Here is a 17566-nt window from a genome sequence, read left to right as displayed (position 1 = left end):
GGGATCACCGCTGCGTCAGGAAGTCGGGGGAGGCGAGCGTCAGCAGGATCGCGATGCCGACCCGGTTGATCGGCCCGTTGGTCGCGGTCGTGGCGACGCTGTCGACGGCGGCGCGGATCGCAGTCACCGTCGCAGCGCTCAGCTGTCCGGCGGCGAGCACCAGATTGACCTCGTCGACCAGCGCGGCGCTGTCGCCCGCCTTGGTGAGGATGTCGGTATAATCCGGCTTGGTATCGCCGGTGCCGTTGGCGACGAGGCCCTGCATGTAATTGACGTAGGCGACGACGCTCTGTTCGTTGGTGATCTGGAATTCGGGCGCGACGAGACCGGCGTTGCTGATCCCGCTGGCGGGCGGCGCATAGGCGGGGCGGAAGAAGTTGAAGACCGTGGCGCTGCGCCCCATCGACTGGCCGAGCCGGGTCGACTGACTCGACGTGTCGCCGAAGCCCCAGGCGTTGGACGGCGAATTGACCTTGAACATCCGCGCCCAGCCGGTCAGCCGCATCACCGGTTCGCGCAATTTGCCCGCGGTGGCGCTGGCGAGCGCATCGTCGCTGCGCGCTTCGCTGTCGAGCAGGATCGCCTTGACGACCGCCTTCATGTCGCCGCGCACGCCCGCGCCGTTGCTGGCGAATACCGCCGACACGCGTCCGACATAGGCCGCGCTGGGGTTGCTGGTGACGAGGCGCTGGATCAGCTGCCGCGAAACGAACGGCGGCAAATTGGGGTGCGCGAAGATCGTGTCGAGCGCCTGTTTCACCGCCGCCATACCGCCGCCGCTGGTCGAGGTGCCGAGGAAGCTGGCGCTGCCCGTCTCGTTCAGCCCGGCGTTCATCACTAGCGGCTGGCGATAGCGATCGGGCGTGGTGCTGACGTTGGTCGCGAGGCTCAGCCCGGTGAAGACGCGGGCGAGGCCGGCGACGTCGGCGGGGGTGTAGGTTTCCATCGGCACGCCGCCGCTGGTCTTGACGCTGCCGTCCGGGTTGAGCTGATACAGGCCGAGCGTGAACAATTGCATCAGCTCGCGCGCGTAATTCTCGTCGGGCTGCGCGCCGGTCGTCGTGTTCGCCTTGCGGTTGCCGAGGAAGGTGAGGAACGACCCCATCGCCGCATTGGTCGTGATCGCGTCGAGGATCGTGCGGTAATTGCCGAACGCATTGTCGAGCAGCACGTCGACATAGGCGGCGGTGGCGAACTGTTTCCAGTTGAGGTTGACCCCGCCGATGCCGACGACGAGCAGGTCGAGCAGCGCCATACCGACGCGCTGGCGCAGCTGGTCGGGCTCGACGATCTGCTGGCGCCACATCGTCGCGTCGAAGCCCGCTTCGATGTTCATGTTGGTCGCGGCGGTATAGCCGTTGGCGACCAGCCAGTCCCAATGCGACGTCGCGCGGGGCAGCGCGAACTGGTCGTCGATCCAGCCTTCGTAGCGGCGGCTGACGACGGCCTCGATCATCGGCCGGGTCGCACCCATCGTCGCCTGCGCGAGGAAGCGGCTGGCCTGCGTCGGGGTGATCGCGGCGGGGGCGACGACGACCGGCGCGCTCGCGGCCGGCGTGGCCGCGGTGCCGCCCTCGCCGCCGCCGCAGGCCGCGAGCAGCAGCGCGGGCGCGATCGTCGCGCCGAGCGTGAGCGGGTCCGCCCCGCCGGCTGTCGGGACGACGAAGGACCCCCCGGCGTCCTCGATATGGGCGACCGACGCGTCGGCGTCCGTCCGTTCACCGTCCAGCACTGATGCAGATCCCCCGACCCCGTACGCGCGGATATCCCGACGCGTGTCCCTGTTTACCATGGCGTGGTGATCGGGGTCTTACCGAACAGGCTTAACGGCGAACGGTTTGGCGCGGACGGGGCCGGAATGGTCGTAGGCGTAACGACTGCGGGCGCGGGCAACAAAAAAGCCCCAGGGTGACCCGGGGCTTTCTGGTGGTCTGTCTGTCGCTGGCCCGTCAGGGGAGTGGATCCCATGACGTCGACGCACGGCGTTGCCGCGTCAGCCGGGCTGAGCGGGAGGGCGGCAACACCGTTGCGGCCCTCCTGCTCACCCTCAATCGATCCGCGGAAGCGTCTCGAACTGGTGATACGGCGGCGGCGAGGACAGCGTCCATTCCAGCGTCGTCGCACCTTCGCCCCAGGGATTGTCCGGTGCCTTCGGACCCGCGATCAGCGACCAGATCACGTTGACGAAGAAGATCGCCATGCCCGCGGCCATGATCTCGTAACCGTGGCTCGCCATCGCATTCCACGTCGCATAGGCGTCCGGATAGTCCGGATAGCGGCGCGGCATGCCCTGCAGGCCGAGGAAATGCATCGGGAAGAACAACACGTTCACGCCGACGAAGAACACCCAGAAGTGCAGCTGGCCGAGGAACTCGTTGTACATCTTCCCGAACATCTTCGGGAACCAGTAATAGAAGCCCGCGAACAGGCCGAACACGGCACCGAGGCTCAGCACGTAGTGGAAGTGCGCCACCACGTAATAGGTGTCCTGCATGTAATCGTCGATGCCGCCATTGGCGAGAACGACGCCGGTGACGCCGCCGACGGTGAACATGAAGATGAAGCCGATCGCCCAGACCATCGGCGTCTTGAACGACAGCGAACCGCCCCACATCGTCGCGATCCAGCTGAAGATCTTGATGCCGGTCGGCACCGCGATCACCATCGTCGCAGCGGTGAAGTACATCTTCACGTTCACGCTGAGGCCGGTGACGAACATGTGGTGCGCCCAGACGACGAAACCGACGACGCCGATCGCGACCATGGCATAGGCCATGCCGAGATAGCCGAAGACGGGCTTGCGGCTGAACGTCGCGATGATCTGGCTGACGATGCCGAAGCCCGGCAGGATCATGATGTAGACTTCGGGATGGCCGAAGAACCAGAACAAATGCTGGTACAGGATCGGATCGCCGCCGCCGGCCGGATCGAAGAAGGTCGTGCCGAAGTTGCGGTCGGTCAGCAGCATCGTGATGGCGGCGGCGAGCACCGGCAGCGCGAGCAGCAGCAGGAAGGCGGTGACCAGCACCGACCAGACGAACAGCGGCATCTTGTGCAGCGTCATGCCCGGCGCGCGCATGTTGAAGATGGTCGTGATGAAGTTGATCGCGCCGAGGATCGACGAGGCGCCCGCGAGGTGGAGCGACAGGATCGCCATGTCCACCGACGGCCCCGGCTCGCCATAGGTCGAGAGCGGGGCATAGACCGTCCAGCCGGTGCCGGCGCCGCCGAAGAAGGGCGAGGCGAGCAGCAGCGAGAAGGCGGGGATCAGCAGCCAGAACGACACGTTGTTCATGCGCGGGAACGCCATGTCGGGCGCGCCGATCATGATCGGCACGAACCAGTTGCCGAAGCCGCCGATCATCGCCGGCATCACCATGAAGAACACCATGATGAGGCCGTGCGCGGTGATGAGCACGTTCCACAGGTGGAGCGCATGGTCGAGCCCGCCGTCGCCGCCGGGCAGGAAGTTCGCCCAGCCGACCAGATACTGGATGCCGGGGTGCGCCAGTTCGGCGCGCATCAGGCCCGAGATCGCGCCACCAATGATCCCCGCGACGATCGCGAAGATCAGGTAGAGCGTCCCGATGTCCTTGTGGTTGGTCGACATGAACCAGCGGGCGAAGAAGCCCGGCTTGTGGTCCGCATCGTGATGCGCATGGTCGTCGTGGGCGACGAATGCGGAGGGATGGAGGGCGGTATCGGTCATCTTACTGTCCCGCGTTGCCGGTGGCCGGATTGCCGGTCGCACCCTGCGTGGAAGTGGGGGCTGCATTGGTCACGTTCTCGACCGGGCCGGTGGCGGCGTCGGCCGCATTGCCCTGCGCCTCCTTCGCCGCGGAGCCTTCGGCGCCGGGCTGCGGAATGACCTTGTCGGACGGTGTGCCCGGGATCGGCATCGTGCCGCCCTTGGCGCGGACCCAAGCGGCGAACTCCGCCTGGGTCACCGCCTGCACCGCGATCGGCATGAACGCATGCCGCGCGCCGCACAGTTCCGAACACTGACCGAAGTACAGGCCCGGCTTGTCGATCGTGAAGCTGGTCTCGTTCAACCTGCCCGGCACCGCGTCGAGCTTGATCCAGAAGGCGGGGACCGCCCAGCTATGGATCACGTCCTGCGAGGTGGTGATGAGGCGGATCGGCGTCTTGATCGGCAGCACGATGCGGTTGTCGGCGGCGAGCAGGCGGGGCCCGTCGGCGTCGGTGCGGAACCGCTCGCCCTTGGCGACCTGGTCCTTTTCCTTCAGCATGTTGGCGGTGATCTCGAACCCGCCGTTATCGGGATATTGATAGGACCAATACCATTGGTTGCCGATCGCCTTCAGCGTCACCGCGCCGGCCGGGGCGGGCTTGAACTGCGCCTGGAGCAGCCCGATCGACGGCACCGCGATCAGGACCAGGATGATGACCGGAGCCAGCGTCCAGATGATCTCGATCACCGTATTGTGGCTGGTCTTCGACGGGACCGGGTTCGCCGCCTTGCGGAAGCGGATCACGACATAGATCAGCAGCAGCAGCACGAACACGCTGATGACGGTAATCAGCGGGAACAGGATCGAATCGTGAAACCAGTGGGCGAATTCGCCGTTGGTCGTCACCTGCGGCTGGATGCCGATGCGGCCGTCGACCGGGTGGCCGACGCCCGGTTCGATCGCGATCGCGGGCGCGCCGTCCTGCGCGAGCAGCGGCGAGGCGGGGGCGGCAGGCGCGGTCGCGCCGGCGGTGGTGGGGGCGATGTTGGACACACCGGCGGGTGCGGCGGCGCCCTGCGGAGCAGGTGCGGCGTACGACGCGGCCCCCAGTCCTGCCAGCGCCAGCCCGGTGGCCAGTGCGATCCCCTTGAACCTCATGCGCATGCGTGTCGTCACCCCGTCCAGATTCCCTCGCCCGCCCGGCGAACGGGCCGTTATGGGCGCAAGACTGCACCCCTTTTGCCATGGCCTATACGCGGGGGTGCCGTCCGCCTCAAGCGCCCGCATATGTTTATGACGCATGGGCCGCTTGGCGAGCGGGGCATGAGAACCTATGAGCCGCGAGGACCGACGTATTGCTTGCGAGACCGCCGATGACCGACGACGACGTGCTGGCCGAATTCCGCGCCGCCGATGCCCTGCTGGAGGGGCATTTCATCCTGTCGTCGGGGCGGCACAGTTCGCGCTACCTGCAATGCGCCCGCGTGCTGATGGACCCGCGCCGCGCCGCGCGCCTGTGCGAGGCGCTGGTCGCGCACATTCCCGCAGAGCTCAAGGCGCGGATCAGCGCGGTCGTCGCCCCCGCGATGGGCGGCGTGATCGTCGGTTACGAGATGGCGCGCGCGCTGGGCGTCGAGGCAATGTTCGTCGAGCGGCCCACCGGCACGTTCGAACTGCGCCGCGGTTTCCGGCTCGAACCCGGGCAGACGGTGCTGATGATGGAGGACGTCGTCACCACCGGCCTGTCGAGCCGCGAGGCGATCGTGGCGATCGAGGCGGCGGGCGGCAGGGTGATCGCCGGCGCCTCTCTGGTCGACCGGTCGGGCGGCACCGTCGATCTGGGCGTCCCCTTCTTTCCGCTGATCCGCCTCGACGTGCCGACCTATGCAGCGGACGCGCTGCCACCGGAGCTGGCGGCGGTCCCCGCGATCAAGCCGGGCAGCCGCGCGGCGTGAGCCGGTCGCTGCGCCTCGGCGTCAACATCGACCATGTCGCCACCGTGCGCAACGCGCGCGGGGCGGGCTATCCCGATCCGGTGCGGGCTGGCGTGCTCGCGGCCGAGGCGGGGGCGGACGGCATCACCGCGCATCTGCGCGAGGACCGGCGCCACATCACCGACGACGATATCGCGCGGCTGGCGGCCGAGCTGACGATCCCGCTCAACCTCGAAATGGCGGCGACCGACGAGATGCTGGCGATCGCGCTGCGCCATCGTCCGCATGCGGCGTGCATTGTGCCGGAAAAGCGCGAGGAACTGACCACCGAGGGCGGGCTGGACGCGGCGGGGCAGTTCGCCCGGCTGGCGCCGCTGGTCGGGCAATTGCGCGATGCGGGCATCCGCGTGTCGCTGTTTATCGAACCCGATGCGGCGCAGATCGATGCGGCGATCCGGCTGGGTGCACCGGTCGTCGAACTGCACACCGGCCGTTACGCGGAGATCGACGGCGAGGCGCGCACCGTGGAGCTGCGCCGGCTGTCGGACGCGGCGGCGCTGGCGGCGAAGAACGGGATCGAGGTGCATGCCGGGCATGGCCTGACCTTCGACAATGTCGGGCCGATCGCGGCGATCCCGCAGGTGCGCGAGCTCAACATCGGCCATTTCCTGGTCGGCGAGGCGCTGTTCGTCGGGCTCGGCGACGCCGTGCGGCGGATGCGCGAGGAGATGGATGCGGCGCGTGGGTGATCGTCTCGCGAAGACGCTGTTGCATGGAGGGAGAAGGCTGGTTCGCGCGGCGGCGCGGTTGTTCGGGGAAGCAGGTGCGGCCGGCCGTCCGGTTTGGAGCGGCCGCTGTCGCGGTCCGTCGATCCGGCCTGCTTTGGCAGCGCCTTCGGCGCGATACCCGACACGGCCCCCGATCGCGGCCCATTCCTTGCCTCCTTCTCCGCGTCTCCACGTCTTTGCGCGAACCCATCGTCTCATTGCTGGACCCGGGGCATGATCGTCGGCCTCGGCTCCGACCTGTGCAATATCGAGCGTATCCAGCAGTCGCTCGACCGGTTCGGCGAGCGGTTCGAGGCGCGGGTGTTCACGGCGCACGAGCGCGCCAAGGCGGCGCGGCGGCCGTTCACCAAGGCGGGGACACTCGCCAAGCGGTTCGCCGCCAAGGAGGCCTTTTCCAAGGCGGTCGGCACCGGGTTCCGGGCGGGCGTGTTCATGAAGGATATCGGCGTCGTCAACGCCCCCTCGGGCGCGCCGACCCTGTCGCTGACCGGCGGGGCCAAGCAACGGCTTGACGCGTTGATCCCCGAAGGCCACGTCGCGGCCGTACATTTGACCCTGACCGACGATCATCCCTGGGCGCAAGCCTTTGTGATTATCGAGGCAATTCCGGATCCCAAGGCATGAAGGACGCGGTGTTGGACGGCAATCAGCCCAGCGAAGCGAGGACCGTTCCGCCGACGGACACCGCCCCCAAGAAGACGACCGACTGGTGGGGCGAGATCAAGGGCATCTTCTGGCTGATCCTGATCGTGCTCGGCTTCCACAGCCTCGTCGCCAAGCCCTTCTACATCCCGTCCGAATCGATGCTGCCGGGCCTGCGCATCGGCGACCGGCTGGTGGTGTCGAAGTTCGCCTATGGCTGGTCCTTCGTCTCGCCGACGATCCCCAATCCGGTCGCGATCTTTCGCAGCGTTGTGCTGCGCCAGCAGGAGGACAGCTGGAGCGTCGGCCTGCCCTTCATCCACGGCCGCCTGTTCGGCAGCCTGCCGGAGCGCGGCGACGTCGTCATCGTCACGCCGCCCGGCACCCGCAACGACTATATCAAGCGCGTCATCGGCCTGCCCGGCGACACGCTGGCGGTGCAGGGCGGGACGGTGATCCTCAACGGCAAGCCGATCGCACGCGGGCCGATGCATTATGTCGACCTGCCGGTCGATACCAACAGCCCGTGCAGCGACAGCGAATATTATGGCGCGCGCCGGCCCGCACCCGGGGCCAGCGGCGGCTATGTCTGCCACCTGCCGATCGTTACCGAGACGCTGCCCAACGGCCGCTATTACGACACCGTCGACATGGAGCCGGACAGCCCTGGCGACAATTTCGCGACGGTGAAGATCCCCGCTGGCCACGTCTTCCTGATGGGCGACAACCGCGATCGCTCGGCGGACAGCCGCTTCTCGCTGTCGCAGCTCGGGCTCGGCGGGCCGGTGCCGTACGAGAATCTGGGTGGCCGCGCCGAATTCCTGACCTTCAGCCTCGACGGCGATGCGGGCTGGAACCCGCTGACATGGTGGGGCTCGTTCCGCTCCGGCCGCGCCGGCGTGTCGCTCCACCCGGCCGAAGGGAAGTAGGATGGGTTCGTCGCAGCCCGTGCAGGAGCCCAGCCCCAACGAGCTGCGCGATCCCTTCATCCGTCAGGAGCTGAAGCGCGCGACGGTCTGGCTGGGACTGGCCGGCGGGATAGCGCTGGCGGTGATCCTGGTCCAGCCGCTGCTCATCATCTTCGCCGGGCTGGTGTTCGCCGCCCTGCTCGACGGCGGCGTGCGGCTGCTCGGCAAGGTGCTGCCGATCGGGCGCGGCTGGCGGCTGCTGATCGTCATGGTGCTGACCATCGCCTTTCTGGTCGGCACCTTCTACCTCACCGGGGTGCAGGTGTCGGCGCAGTTCGCGCAGCTGCGCACGACGCTGGAATCGCAGGCCAACCGCGTCGCCGGTTGGCTGAGCGCACAGGGGCTGATGCCCGGCGCCTCCGACGTCAGCGGCATCGCGCGCCAGGCGTTGAGCTCGGTCGGGCGGATCACCTCCTGGGTCGGCACCGCCTTCGGCGCGCTGACCACGATGTTCATGATAATCGTCATCGGACTGTTCGTCGCCATGGACCCGGGCACCTACCGCCGCGGCGTCGAATGGATGGTGCCGCGGTCCAATCGCGCTGAATTCGCGGTGGTGATGGAGCGGATGGGCAAGACGCTCCGCCGCCTGCTCGCCGGCCGCCTGCTCGGCATGCTGGCGGAGGGCATCCTGACCTGGATCGCGCTGTCGATCGGCGGCGTGCCGATGGCGATGATCCTCGGCATCCTCACCGGGCTGCTCGCCTTCATCCCCAATATCGGCGCGTTCATCAGCGGCGCGCTGATGGTCGCGGTCGGCTTTTCGGCGGGGACCGACGTCGGCTTCTGGGCGATCGGGACCTATATCGTCGTGCAGGGTTTCGATGGCTACGTCCTGCTACCGATCGTCGCCAAGAAGACGGTCGATCTGCCGCCTGCGCTGACGCTGGGCGCGCAGATCATGGCGAGCGCACTGTTCGGCATTCTCGGCCTCGCGCTGGCCGATCCGATGACCGCGATGGTCAAGACTGCGCTGGAGCGCAGTTCTGAACGCGAGTCCGAAGCGGACGAACCGGAACCGGCATAATCGCGCCGGACGCCGGGGGAAGTGCCGTGCCTGCAATGGCTTACCCGCAAAGCGTGCGAAACCGCCCCGCGGCACGCCCCGGCAACGACCCCTGTGACACCCCGATGAAGCCGATTTCATGTGCGTCGCGGCCCTTTTGACGTTAAGCGGCGCCACCTTCATCGTTCGGATTTACGGGTGCAGATCGACCATAGTCCAGGCCGCCCCCGCACCGACTTCGTGCCGGCGTCCCCCGACATTGCGGGACTACAACCCTTGAAGACCATCAAGAGCCGCTGGCCCGCGATCATCGGCGCGCTGGTGACCCTGGCCATGCTGGCAGGACTGGGGCACGAGCTGCTGAGCTCGGGCCTCGCCGGGCTCAATCGCGCCACGCCGCGCAACCCGCTGTTCTACATCGCCTTCGCCGCACTCTATTTCGTGCCGCCGCTGGCCGATTACCTCATCTTCCGCCGGCTGTGGCGTATCCCGCTGTCCGGCCTCGTCGCGCTGATCAAGAAGCGGATCGCGAACGACGTGGTCATGGGCTATTCCGGCGAGGCCTATTTTTACGCCTGGGCGCGGGCGCGGACGCAATTGGTCGCGGCGCCGTTCGGCGCGGTCAAGGACGTGTCGATCCTGTCGGCGATCGCCGGCAATGCGGTGACGCTGGCGATGATCGCGGTGGCGCTGCCGGTCGGGCGGGACCTGATCTCGCCCGACATGATGCGGCTGGTCTACGGATCGCTCGCCGTCATCTTCGGCACGTCGCTGCCGTTCCTGATCTTTTCGCGCAAGGTCTTCTCGCTGCCGCGGCGCGACCTGTGGATGGTGTTCGGCATGCATTGCGCGCGGCTGATCCTGAGCACGCTGCTGCTCGCGGTCGCCTGGGCGCTGGCGATGCCGAGCGCGGCGATCGGCACCTGGCTGTTCCTGTCGGCGGGGCGGTTGCTGTTCTCGCGCCTGCCGCTGCTGCCCAACAAAGACCTGCTCTTCGCCAATTTCGCGATCCTGATGATCGGCCAGGACAAGGCGCTGTCCGAACTGATCGCCTTCACCGCGGCGGCGGTGCTGCTGGTCCATGCGCTGCTGATCGTGCTGTTCGGAGTGCACCATCTCGCGACGCGGAGGCGGGGATGAAGCGGTTGCTGATCGCGGGGCCAGCCATGCTGACGATTGCGGCGCCGGCGTCGGCGCAGATCCTGGGCAGCGATGCGGCGGCGTGCAGTCCCGGCGGCGGTCTGGCGATCTTGGCGGAGGTGATCGGGCTGAAGGACCGCAAGGGCCGGATGAAGCTGGAACTCTATCCCGCCAACGAGGTGGATTTCCTCGAGGACGACGATGCGTTGATCGCCGCGGGCAAGACGTTCCGCCGGGTGTGGACGGGGGTGCCGGCGAGCGGCGCGGTCGCGATCTGCATCCGCGTGCCGCATCCCGGCCGCTACGCGCTGCTCGTCACCCACGACCGCGACGGCAGGAACAAGTTTAACTTCTTCGCCGACGGCGCGGGATTTCCGGGCGAGGGCAAGCTCGGCATGTCGCGGCCCAAGGTCGAGCGCGCGATCGTCGACGTCGGCGTTGTGACTGCTGAGCGTGTGGTGCGAATGCAATATCTCCGGGGGCTGGGTGGTTTCGCGCCGGTCAAAAGCGAGTGATTCGGGCCCGCGGATGAGAATCGTCGACGTCAACGAAATCTATTCGCCGACCGGTGGTGGCGTGCGCACCTATATCGATCGCAAGATCGAGGTGCTGGCGGCGACGGGGCACGAACTGATCGTCCTCGCCCCCGGCCGCGAGGATCGGGTCGAGGCGCGGCCCGGCGGCGGCGCGGTCCATTACATCAAGGCGATGGGCATGCCGTTCGACGCCAATTACGGCCTGTTCTGGGATGCCGAACCGCTGCGCCGGCGGCTCGACGCGCTCGATCCCGACGTGGTCGAGAATTGCTCGCCGTGGCGCAGCGCCTGGGTCGTCGCGGGCTGGGAAGGGCGGGCGATCCGCTCGTTCTTCATGCACAACGACAATCTCGAAGCCTATGCCAAGCGCTGGTTCAAGCCGGTCGCCTCCAGCGGGCGGATCGAGCGGGCGTTCGCCTGGTACGACCGCTATCTGGGCCGCTGCCTTGCCGGCTACGACACGGTGGTGACCAACGGTCCGTCGCTGACGAAGAAGCTGGCGGGGCGGGGCGTGCGCGTCGATGCGACGATGCCGCTGGGGATCGAACGCCGCCACTTTTCGCCCGCGCTGCGCGACGAGGGCCTGCGCGCCGCGCTGCTGCAGCAATGCGGCCTGCCGCCGGAGGCGCAATTGCTGCTCGGCGTCGGCCGGCACCATCCCGAAAAGCGCTGGCCGACGGTGATCGACGCGGTGCGCCGGGTCGGGACGCAGGCGCCGGTCGGGCTCGTCATCCTGGGGCAGGGGATGGATACGAAGACGCTGGAAAAGCATATCGGCGACAACCCGCACATCCGCCTGTTCCGCCCCGTCTACGACCGCCACCGGCTGGCGACGATCATGGCGAGTGCCGACGCCTATATCCACGGCTGCGGCACCGAGACGTTCGGGCTGGTCCCCGCCGAGGCGCTGGCGAGCGGCACGCCGCTGATCGTTCCCGACGGCGGCGGCACCGCCGAGATCGCCGATCCGCTGTTCGCCGAGGTCTACGAACAGCGCGACGCGCATTCCTGCGCCGACGCGATCCTGCGCATGCTGGCGCGCGACCGCGGCCTCGTCCGTCGCGCGGCGGCGGTGGCAGCGACGCGAGTGCGCAGCGACGAGGCGCATGCCGCCGATCTGGTCGCGCATTATGCCGCGGTGATCGCGGCGCGGGATCAGCCGCTCAAGAGGTCCGCATAGGCCGACGGCCGGTGCCGCCCGAAGGCGGCGAAGGTCGCGGTGATGCTGGCGAGCAGCGCCGCGACGGTCGTATCGCCGGGATGGACCGCGATCCGTACGTGGCGGGTCGGTTGCAGCGCGTGGCGCAGCGCGCCGGCGGCGGCGAGCGAACTCCACTGCCGCATCCGCGACCGGCTGGCCCAGGTGATGACCGGGCCGCGCGCGACCACCCCGCCGCCCGGGCGCCAGACCCGCGCATGATCCTCCGCCAGCGCGAAGCCGGCATCCGCCAGCGCCGCGCGCGCGCCGTCCGAATAGAGCCAGGCGGGGGCGATGAAGCCCGTCGCCGCGCGGCCGGTGATATCCTCGACCAGCGCCTTGCCGCGCCGCATCCGCTGCAACGCCTCGGCATGGCTCAGGCCGAGGAACTCGCCCTCGCCGGCGGTCATGTGCTTCGCCTTGAACCCCGCGGCGGCGCCGGCGTGGCGGCTGTCGTCGCGATGCGTCCAGCCGTGGACGAACATCTCGATCCCCTCGTCCGCCCAGCCGCGCAGGCGGCGCGCGAAGGCGGGGGTGATCGGCGCGCTGCTCCAGTGATCGGGCACGACCAGCATCGCCAGCCGCCGCCCGACATGGGGCGCGAGATGGTCGAGCAGCCGGTCGACCTCGCCCTCGAAGCGGGGCGAGACGTCGTGGATCGAGGCGAACAGGCGTTTCATCGGCGGCGGTGATAGATGCCGATCGCCTCGTTGCCCATCGGCAGCGTCGCGGCGAGGCGATAGTCGCGCGCCATTGCCCCCATGACCAGACGATGCGCCGCCGGGCGTTCGCCCTTGTAGGGCGGGCGGATCACCACGACCGCGGGGCGCTGCGCGAGGATGCGGCGGATCTCGCTATCCTGGTCGACGCCGGTCGCGCCCGCCTCCCGCGCGCGGATCAGGTGCGCGGGGATCAGATAGCGCGACAGCGCGCAGCGGCCGGTCGCGGCGTAGAGCATCGTCGTCCCCGAATAGACGTAGAGGCAGCCGGGCCCGTGGCCCACCGCCTGCGTCATCGCCGCCAGCTCGCGCGCATCGCCGCGGCCGCGGTTCTGCAGGACCAGCACGACCTGCCCGGCGAGCGCGGCGGTCAGCAGCAGCGCGGGGGTGTAGCGGCGGCGCCATGCCGCGCTGCCGAGCAGGCCGGCGGCGGCGGCACAGCCGGGCAGCAGGATCGGCAGCGCATAATGGTCGAACCACGGCCGGAAGATCGCGACGCTGGCGATCGCCACCGCCAGCCACCATGCGATGAAGCGCCGTTCCCGCCGGTGATCGGCGCAGGCCCGGTCGCGGATCAGCGCGACGACCGCCAGCGCGACCACCGGTGACACGATGAGCGCCAGCTTGCCGATATTGCCCGCCAGCAGCGATGCGGGGTCGGGCACGCGCTGGAAGATCGACACGACGTTCGCATAGACGAACGCATCCCATTGCCCGGCGGCAAGATAATAGCCCGCCGCCGCGACGACGGGCAGCAGCGCGACCGCGACCAGCACCACGCCATAGCCGAGGAACCATGCCGGCCGGCGCACCAGCCGCCATTCGTCGGCGAGCAGCCACAGGCCGAAGAACAGGCCCTCGAACACCAGCGACGTCTTGATCTGCAGCCCCGCGCCGATCAGCGCCATGACCAGCAGGCCGAGCGCCCGGCGGTGCGGTGACGATGCCGAGGACAGCAGCACCAGCGCCGCCGCGATCGTCAGCAGATTGTAGAAGACCGGCGTCTGCCCGCCCTGTCCGCCGAGCAGGTCGAGCCACAGGATATAGGCGAGGCCCGCCGCGGTGGCGCCGGTGGCGTGGCCGATCCGCCCGGCGAGCCGGCCGATCAGCCAGGCGGTGGCGACGACGCTGGCAAGCGCGAGCAGCTGATAGGCCCAGATGCCCGCCGGGAAGCCGAACGCGCCGGGGACGGCATAGAGGAGGAACAGCCCGACCGGCTTGCGATCCCAGATGTCGACGAAGGGCAGCGCGCCCTGCCACATCCGCATGCCGGTGACGAAGTAGAATTCCTCGTCGACATGGACCAGCGGGTTGCCGAAGGTCAGCCAGCGCGCGGCGATGCCGACGAGCAGCAGGATCGGCAGCCGCAGCCGCGGATTGGCCAGCATATCCATCGCGGAACCGACCTAGGCGCGCTTCGCCGTCACGAAATAATCGAGTTGCGTGGAATCGCTCAGCGTGAACCCGGTCGCGGGCGAGAAGCCGAGCCCGCGCACGTCGGTGACGGTCAGCCCGGCGCGGACGATCAGGTCGGTGAGCTCGTCGGGGGTGAGGAACTTGTCCCAGTCGTGCGTCCCGCGCGGGATGCGCCCCGTCCCCTCCGCCAGCGTGATGAGCGCGAGGCGCGACAGCGGCGTGCGGTTGGGGGTGGACATCACCAGCAGCCCGCCGTCGGCGAGCGATTCCGCCAGCCCGCGCACGAAGCCCGCCGGGTCGCTGACATGCTCGATCACCTCGAGGCTGGTGACGAGGTCGAAGCGGCCGGTCATCGCCTCGACGCCGATCGCGCGATAGTCGATCGAGAGGCCGCTCCCGGCCGCATGCGCCCGCGCCACCGCGATATTCTCCGCCGCCGCGTCGATCCCGGTCACCGCCGCGCCGAGCCGGGCGAGCGGCTCGCATAGCAGCCCGGCGCCGCAGCCGACGTCGAGCGCGGTCTTGCCGGCGAGCGGGGTGAAGCTGGTGTCGTCGCCGTCCCAGTGCAGGTCGACGGCGGCGCGGATATAGCCGAGCCGCGCCGGGTTGAGCCTGTGCAGCATCGCCGATGACCCCTTCGGGTCCCACCAGTCCTTCGCCATGGTGCCGAAATGCCGTGCCTCGCGTGCATCGATCGTGCTGCCGCCCGGGGGATCGATCGTGCTCGCGCCCGGGGTATCGATCGTGCTGCTTGCGCTTATCATGACCGCTACCTATCAGGACGGCCCCTTTACCCCAAGGAGTTTGGCGACGCAGATGGCGCGGATCGTGATGAAGTTCGGTGGCACGTCGATGGCCGGGATCGAGCGCATCCGGAGCGTCGCCGCGCGCGTCAAACGCGAGGTCGAGGCGGGCAACCAGGTCGCGGTCGTCGTCTCGGCGATGGCGGGCGAGACCGACCGGCTGGTCGGCTTCTGCCGCGAGGCGTCGTCGCTGTACGATCCGCGCGAATATGACGTCGTCGTCTCGGCCGGCGAACAGATCACCAGCGGGCTGCTCGCGATCGCGTTGCAGGCGGCGGGCGTCAAGGCGCGCTCGTGGATGGGCTGGCAGCTGCCGATCCACACCGACGACGCCTTCGCCAAGGCGCGGATCGGCACGATCGACACCGCGGCGCTCGACGCCAGCCTGTCGGCCGGCGAGGTGGCGGTGATCCCGGGCTTCCAGGGCGTGGCGGACGACGCCAACGGGGGCAGCGGCCGGATCACGACGCTCGGCCGCGGCGGGTCGGACACGTCGGCGGTCGCGGTGGCGGCGGCGATGAAGGCGGACCGCTGCGACATCTACACCGACGTCGACGGCGTCTACACCACCGATCCCCGGATCGTGCCGCGCGCGCGCAAGCTCGCCAAGGTGACCTATGAAGAGATGCTGGAACTCGCCAGCGTCGGCGCGAAGGTGTTGCAGACCCGCTCGGTCGGCCTCGCGATGAAGGAACAGGTCCGCGTCCAGGTGCTCTCGTCCTTCACCGGCGAGGACGCACCGATGGCGGACACATTGCCCGGCACGATGATCGTCGGCGAAGAGGAGATAGACGACGTGGAACGCCAGCTCATCACCGGCATCGCGCACGACAAGAACGAGGCGAAGATCACGCTCATCAGCGTGCCGGACAAGCCCGGGGCGGTCGCGGCGATCTTCGAACCGCTGGCGGCGGCGAACATCAACGTCGACATGATCATCCAGAACATCGCGCACAACCACGGCTCGACCGACGTCACCTTCACGGTGCCGTCCGCCGATCTGGCGCGCAGCCTCGAATCGCTCAACCAGGGACGCGAGGCGATCGGCTTTGCCGAGATGGTCCACGATACGCGCGTAGCCAAGATCTCGGTCGTCGGGGTCGGCATGCGCAGCCACGCAGGCGTCGCCAGCACGATGTTCACGACATTGGGCGCGCGCGGGATCAACATCCAGGCGATCTCGACCAGCGAGATCAAGGTCAGCGTGCTGATCCACGAGGACGAGACCGAACTCGCCGTCCGCGTGCTCCACACCGCTTATGGGTTAGATGCAGAGGCGGCGGCGTGACATCGCCCTTCCGCTGCGATTTATGTGGGCGATCCATACAAATGGGCGGCGGAAGTTACGAGGGACATTACGCTCGGCGCTACGAGATGACGTTCTGCGATAGCTGCTGGGCGTCAAACTGGGATGGTTGGTCGCCAGTTTTTGAAGGTATCATTATAAAGAAGATGGAAGATAAGGGGGCGGCTTTACCGGCCCGTAACGACAAGGGTTGGCTGCCTCGTGAATAATTTAAATAGTATCGGCACCGAGCGCCTGACGCGCCGGATGGCGCGCGGCGCGGCGTTCCTCGGCAGCGAGGTCGCGATCATGGCGGGCGCGATGTCGTGGGTGAGCGAGCGCCACCTCGTGTCGGCGATGTCGAACGCGGGCGGCTTCGGTGTGATCGCCTGCGGGGCGATGACCCCCGACCTGCTCGATGCGGAGATCGCCGCGACCCGGGCGATGACCGACCGGCCGTTCGGCGTGAACCTCATCACCATGCATCCGGCGCTGTTCGACCTGATCGCGGTCTGCGCGAAGCATGCGGTCGGCCATGTCGTACTCGCCGGCGGGCTGCCGCCCAAGGGGGCGCTGGAGGCGATCAAGGCGAGCGGCGCGAAGGTGATCTGCTTCGCGCCGACGCTGGCGCTGGCGAAGAAGCTGATCCGCTCGGGCGTCGATGCGCTGGTGATCGAGGGGATGGAGGCCGGCGGCCATATCGGCCCGGTGTCGACCAGCGTGCTCGCACAGGAGATGCTGCCCGAGATCGCCGAGCTGGTGCCGGTGTTCGTTGCCGGCGGCATCGGCCGCGGCGAGGCGATCGCGGGCTATCTCGACATGGGTGCGGCGGGCGTCCAGCTCGGCACGCGCTTCGTCTGCGCGACCGAATCGATCGCGCATGCCAATTTCAAGAAGGCGTTCATCCGCGCCTCCGCGCGCGACGCGATCGCCAGCGTGCAGATCGACCCGCGTCTGCCGGTGATCCCGGTGCGCGCGCTGAAGAATGCGGCGGGCGAATTGTTCGGCGCCAAGCAGCGCGAGGTGGCGCTGCTGCTCGACGGCGGCAAGGTCGAGATGCTCGAGGCGCAGTTGCAGATCGAACATTACTGGGCGGGCGCGCTGCGCCGCGCGGTGATCGACGGCGATATCGAACATGGTTCGGTAATGGCCGGCCAGTCGGTCGGCATGGTGACGAAGGAAGAGCCGATCGCCGAGATCATCGGTGCGCTGATGGCCGAAGCGGCCTCGGCCCTGGAAAAGCGCGCGGGCTAGGGCCGATCGCCATTCAGCCCTGACGGCCTGCAAACGGCGGTTTCGCGTGCTTCCGGTGCTCACGTACCGATAGTACGCTGCGCTCCGGGTCACGCAAAACCACCGTTTTCGGCACGTCATCTTCTGAATATCGATCGGCCCTAGAGCCTTTCGGCGACGGGGCGGATGGAATGCGACGGGCCGCA

Annotated in this window: 16 protein-coding genes; 10 read left to right on the top strand and 6 right to left on the bottom strand. The window is 68.3% G+C overall.

Features of this window, described 5'->3' with window-relative positions; genetic code table 11:
- Positions 1-4: 4 nt before the first annotated feature.
- The 3 genes from AC1RTO_RS12980 to coxB all read right to left on the bottom strand — a co-directional run bounded on the left by AC1RTO_RS12980 (position 5) and on the right by coxB (position 4850).
- Entirely contained in the window at positions 5-1732 is a 1728-nt protein-coding gene (locus AC1RTO_RS12980; RefSeq protein WP_493161256.1) for a DUF1800 domain-containing protein, read from the bottom strand.
- Between the two features lie 315 nt (positions 1733-2047).
- On the bottom strand, positions 2048-3709 hold the full coding sequence (gene ctaD, locus AC1RTO_RS12975; protein WP_493161255.1) for a cytochrome c oxidase subunit I: 1662 nt from the start codon (positions 3707-3709) through the stop codon (positions 2048-2050).
- Between the two features lies 1 nt (position 3710).
- Complete coding sequence (gene coxB / locus AC1RTO_RS12970; RefSeq protein ID WP_493161254.1) at positions 3711-4850, bottom strand: cytochrome c oxidase subunit II; 1140 nt, start codon at positions 4848-4850, stop codon at positions 3711-3713.
- A gap of 215 nt (positions 4851-5065) precedes the next feature.
- On the opposite strand from coxB, the gene pyrE reads away from it, so the two are divergent.
- From pyrE to AC1RTO_RS12930, 8 genes are all read left to right on the top strand, one after another.
- Positions 5066-5647, top strand: a complete 582-nt coding sequence (pyrE, locus tag AC1RTO_RS12965; RefSeq protein ID WP_493161253.1) for an orotate phosphoribosyltransferase — start codon at positions 5066-5068, stop codon at positions 5645-5647.
- Entirely contained in the window at positions 5644-6375 is a 732-nt protein-coding gene (locus AC1RTO_RS12960) for a pyridoxine 5'-phosphate synthase (RefSeq protein WP_493161252.1), read from the top strand. Before pyrE ends, AC1RTO_RS12960 begins: the two co-directional genes overlap by 4 nt.
- A gap of 252 nt (positions 6376-6627) precedes the next feature.
- Positions 6628-7038: a holo-ACP synthase gene (acpS, locus tag AC1RTO_RS12955; RefSeq protein WP_493161251.1), complete on the top strand. Its 411-nt coding sequence runs from the start codon at positions 6628-6630 to the stop codon at positions 7036-7038.
- Positions 7035-7985: a signal peptidase I gene (gene lepB, locus AC1RTO_RS12950; RefSeq protein ID WP_493161250.1), complete on the top strand. Its 951-nt coding sequence runs from the start codon at positions 7035-7037 to the stop codon at positions 7983-7985. The genes acpS and lepB overlap by 4 nt, the downstream gene beginning before the upstream one ends.
- Position 7986: 1 nt before the next feature.
- Positions 7987-9051 (top strand): AI-2E family transporter, encoded by a 1065-nt coding sequence (locus AC1RTO_RS12945; protein ID WP_493161249.1) that lies wholly within the window; start codon positions 7987-7989, stop codon positions 9049-9051.
- 255 nt (positions 9052-9306) lie between these two features.
- Positions 9307-10170 carry a hypothetical protein gene (locus tag AC1RTO_RS12940; protein WP_493161248.1) on the top strand — a complete coding sequence of 288 codons (864 nt, stop codon included), beginning with the start codon at positions 9307-9309 and terminating at the stop codon, positions 10168-10170.
- Positions 10167-10685: a DUF2141 domain-containing protein gene (locus tag AC1RTO_RS12935; protein ID WP_493161247.1), complete on the top strand. Its 519-nt coding sequence runs from the start codon at positions 10167-10169 to the stop codon at positions 10683-10685. The genes AC1RTO_RS12940 and AC1RTO_RS12935 overlap by 4 nt, the downstream gene beginning before the upstream one ends.
- 13 nt (positions 10686-10698) lie before the next feature.
- Complete coding sequence (locus AC1RTO_RS12930; RefSeq protein ID WP_493161246.1) at positions 10699-11886, top strand: glycosyltransferase; 1188 nt, start codon at positions 10699-10701, stop codon at positions 11884-11886.
- Here the strand turns inward: AC1RTO_RS12930 and AC1RTO_RS12925 are convergent.
- The 3 genes from AC1RTO_RS12925 to ubiG are packed head-to-tail and all read right to left on the bottom strand — an operon-like array spanning position 11862 to position 14803.
- On the bottom strand, positions 11862-12584 hold the full coding sequence (locus AC1RTO_RS12925; RefSeq protein WP_493161245.1) for a DUF2334 domain-containing protein: 723 nt from the start codon (positions 12582-12584) through the stop codon (positions 11862-11864). The genes AC1RTO_RS12930 and AC1RTO_RS12925 overlap by 25 nt on opposite strands.
- Positions 12581-14017 (bottom strand): ArnT family glycosyltransferase, encoded by a 1437-nt coding sequence (locus AC1RTO_RS12920; RefSeq protein ID WP_493161244.1) that lies wholly within the window; start codon positions 14015-14017, stop codon positions 12581-12583. Before AC1RTO_RS12920 ends, AC1RTO_RS12925 begins: the two co-directional genes overlap by 4 nt.
- A 12-nt stretch (positions 14018-14029) precedes the next feature.
- Positions 14030-14803, bottom strand: a complete 774-nt coding sequence (ubiG, locus tag AC1RTO_RS12915; RefSeq protein WP_493161243.1) for a bifunctional 2-polyprenyl-6-hydroxyphenol methylase/3-demethylubiquinol 3-O-methyltransferase UbiG — start codon at positions 14801-14803, stop codon at positions 14030-14032.
- Positions 14804-14855: 52 nt separating this feature from the next.
- Here ubiG and AC1RTO_RS12910 point away from each other — a divergent pair, with 52 nt between their 5' ends.
- Positions 14856-16130: an aspartate kinase gene (locus AC1RTO_RS12910; protein WP_493161594.1), complete on the top strand. Its 1275-nt coding sequence runs from the start codon at positions 14856-14858 to the stop codon at positions 16128-16130.
- A 264-nt stretch (positions 16131-16394) separates the two neighbouring features.
- On the top strand, positions 16395-17381 hold the full coding sequence (locus AC1RTO_RS12905) for an NAD(P)H-dependent flavin oxidoreductase (protein ID WP_293874788.1): 987 nt from the start codon (positions 16395-16397) through the stop codon (positions 17379-17381).
- Positions 17382-17566: the final 185 nt, after the last annotated feature.

This window comes from Sphingomonas sp. GW821-FHT10F09 (assembly GCF_058809195.1).
This window is presented reverse-complemented; position numbering and strand designations above follow the sequence as displayed.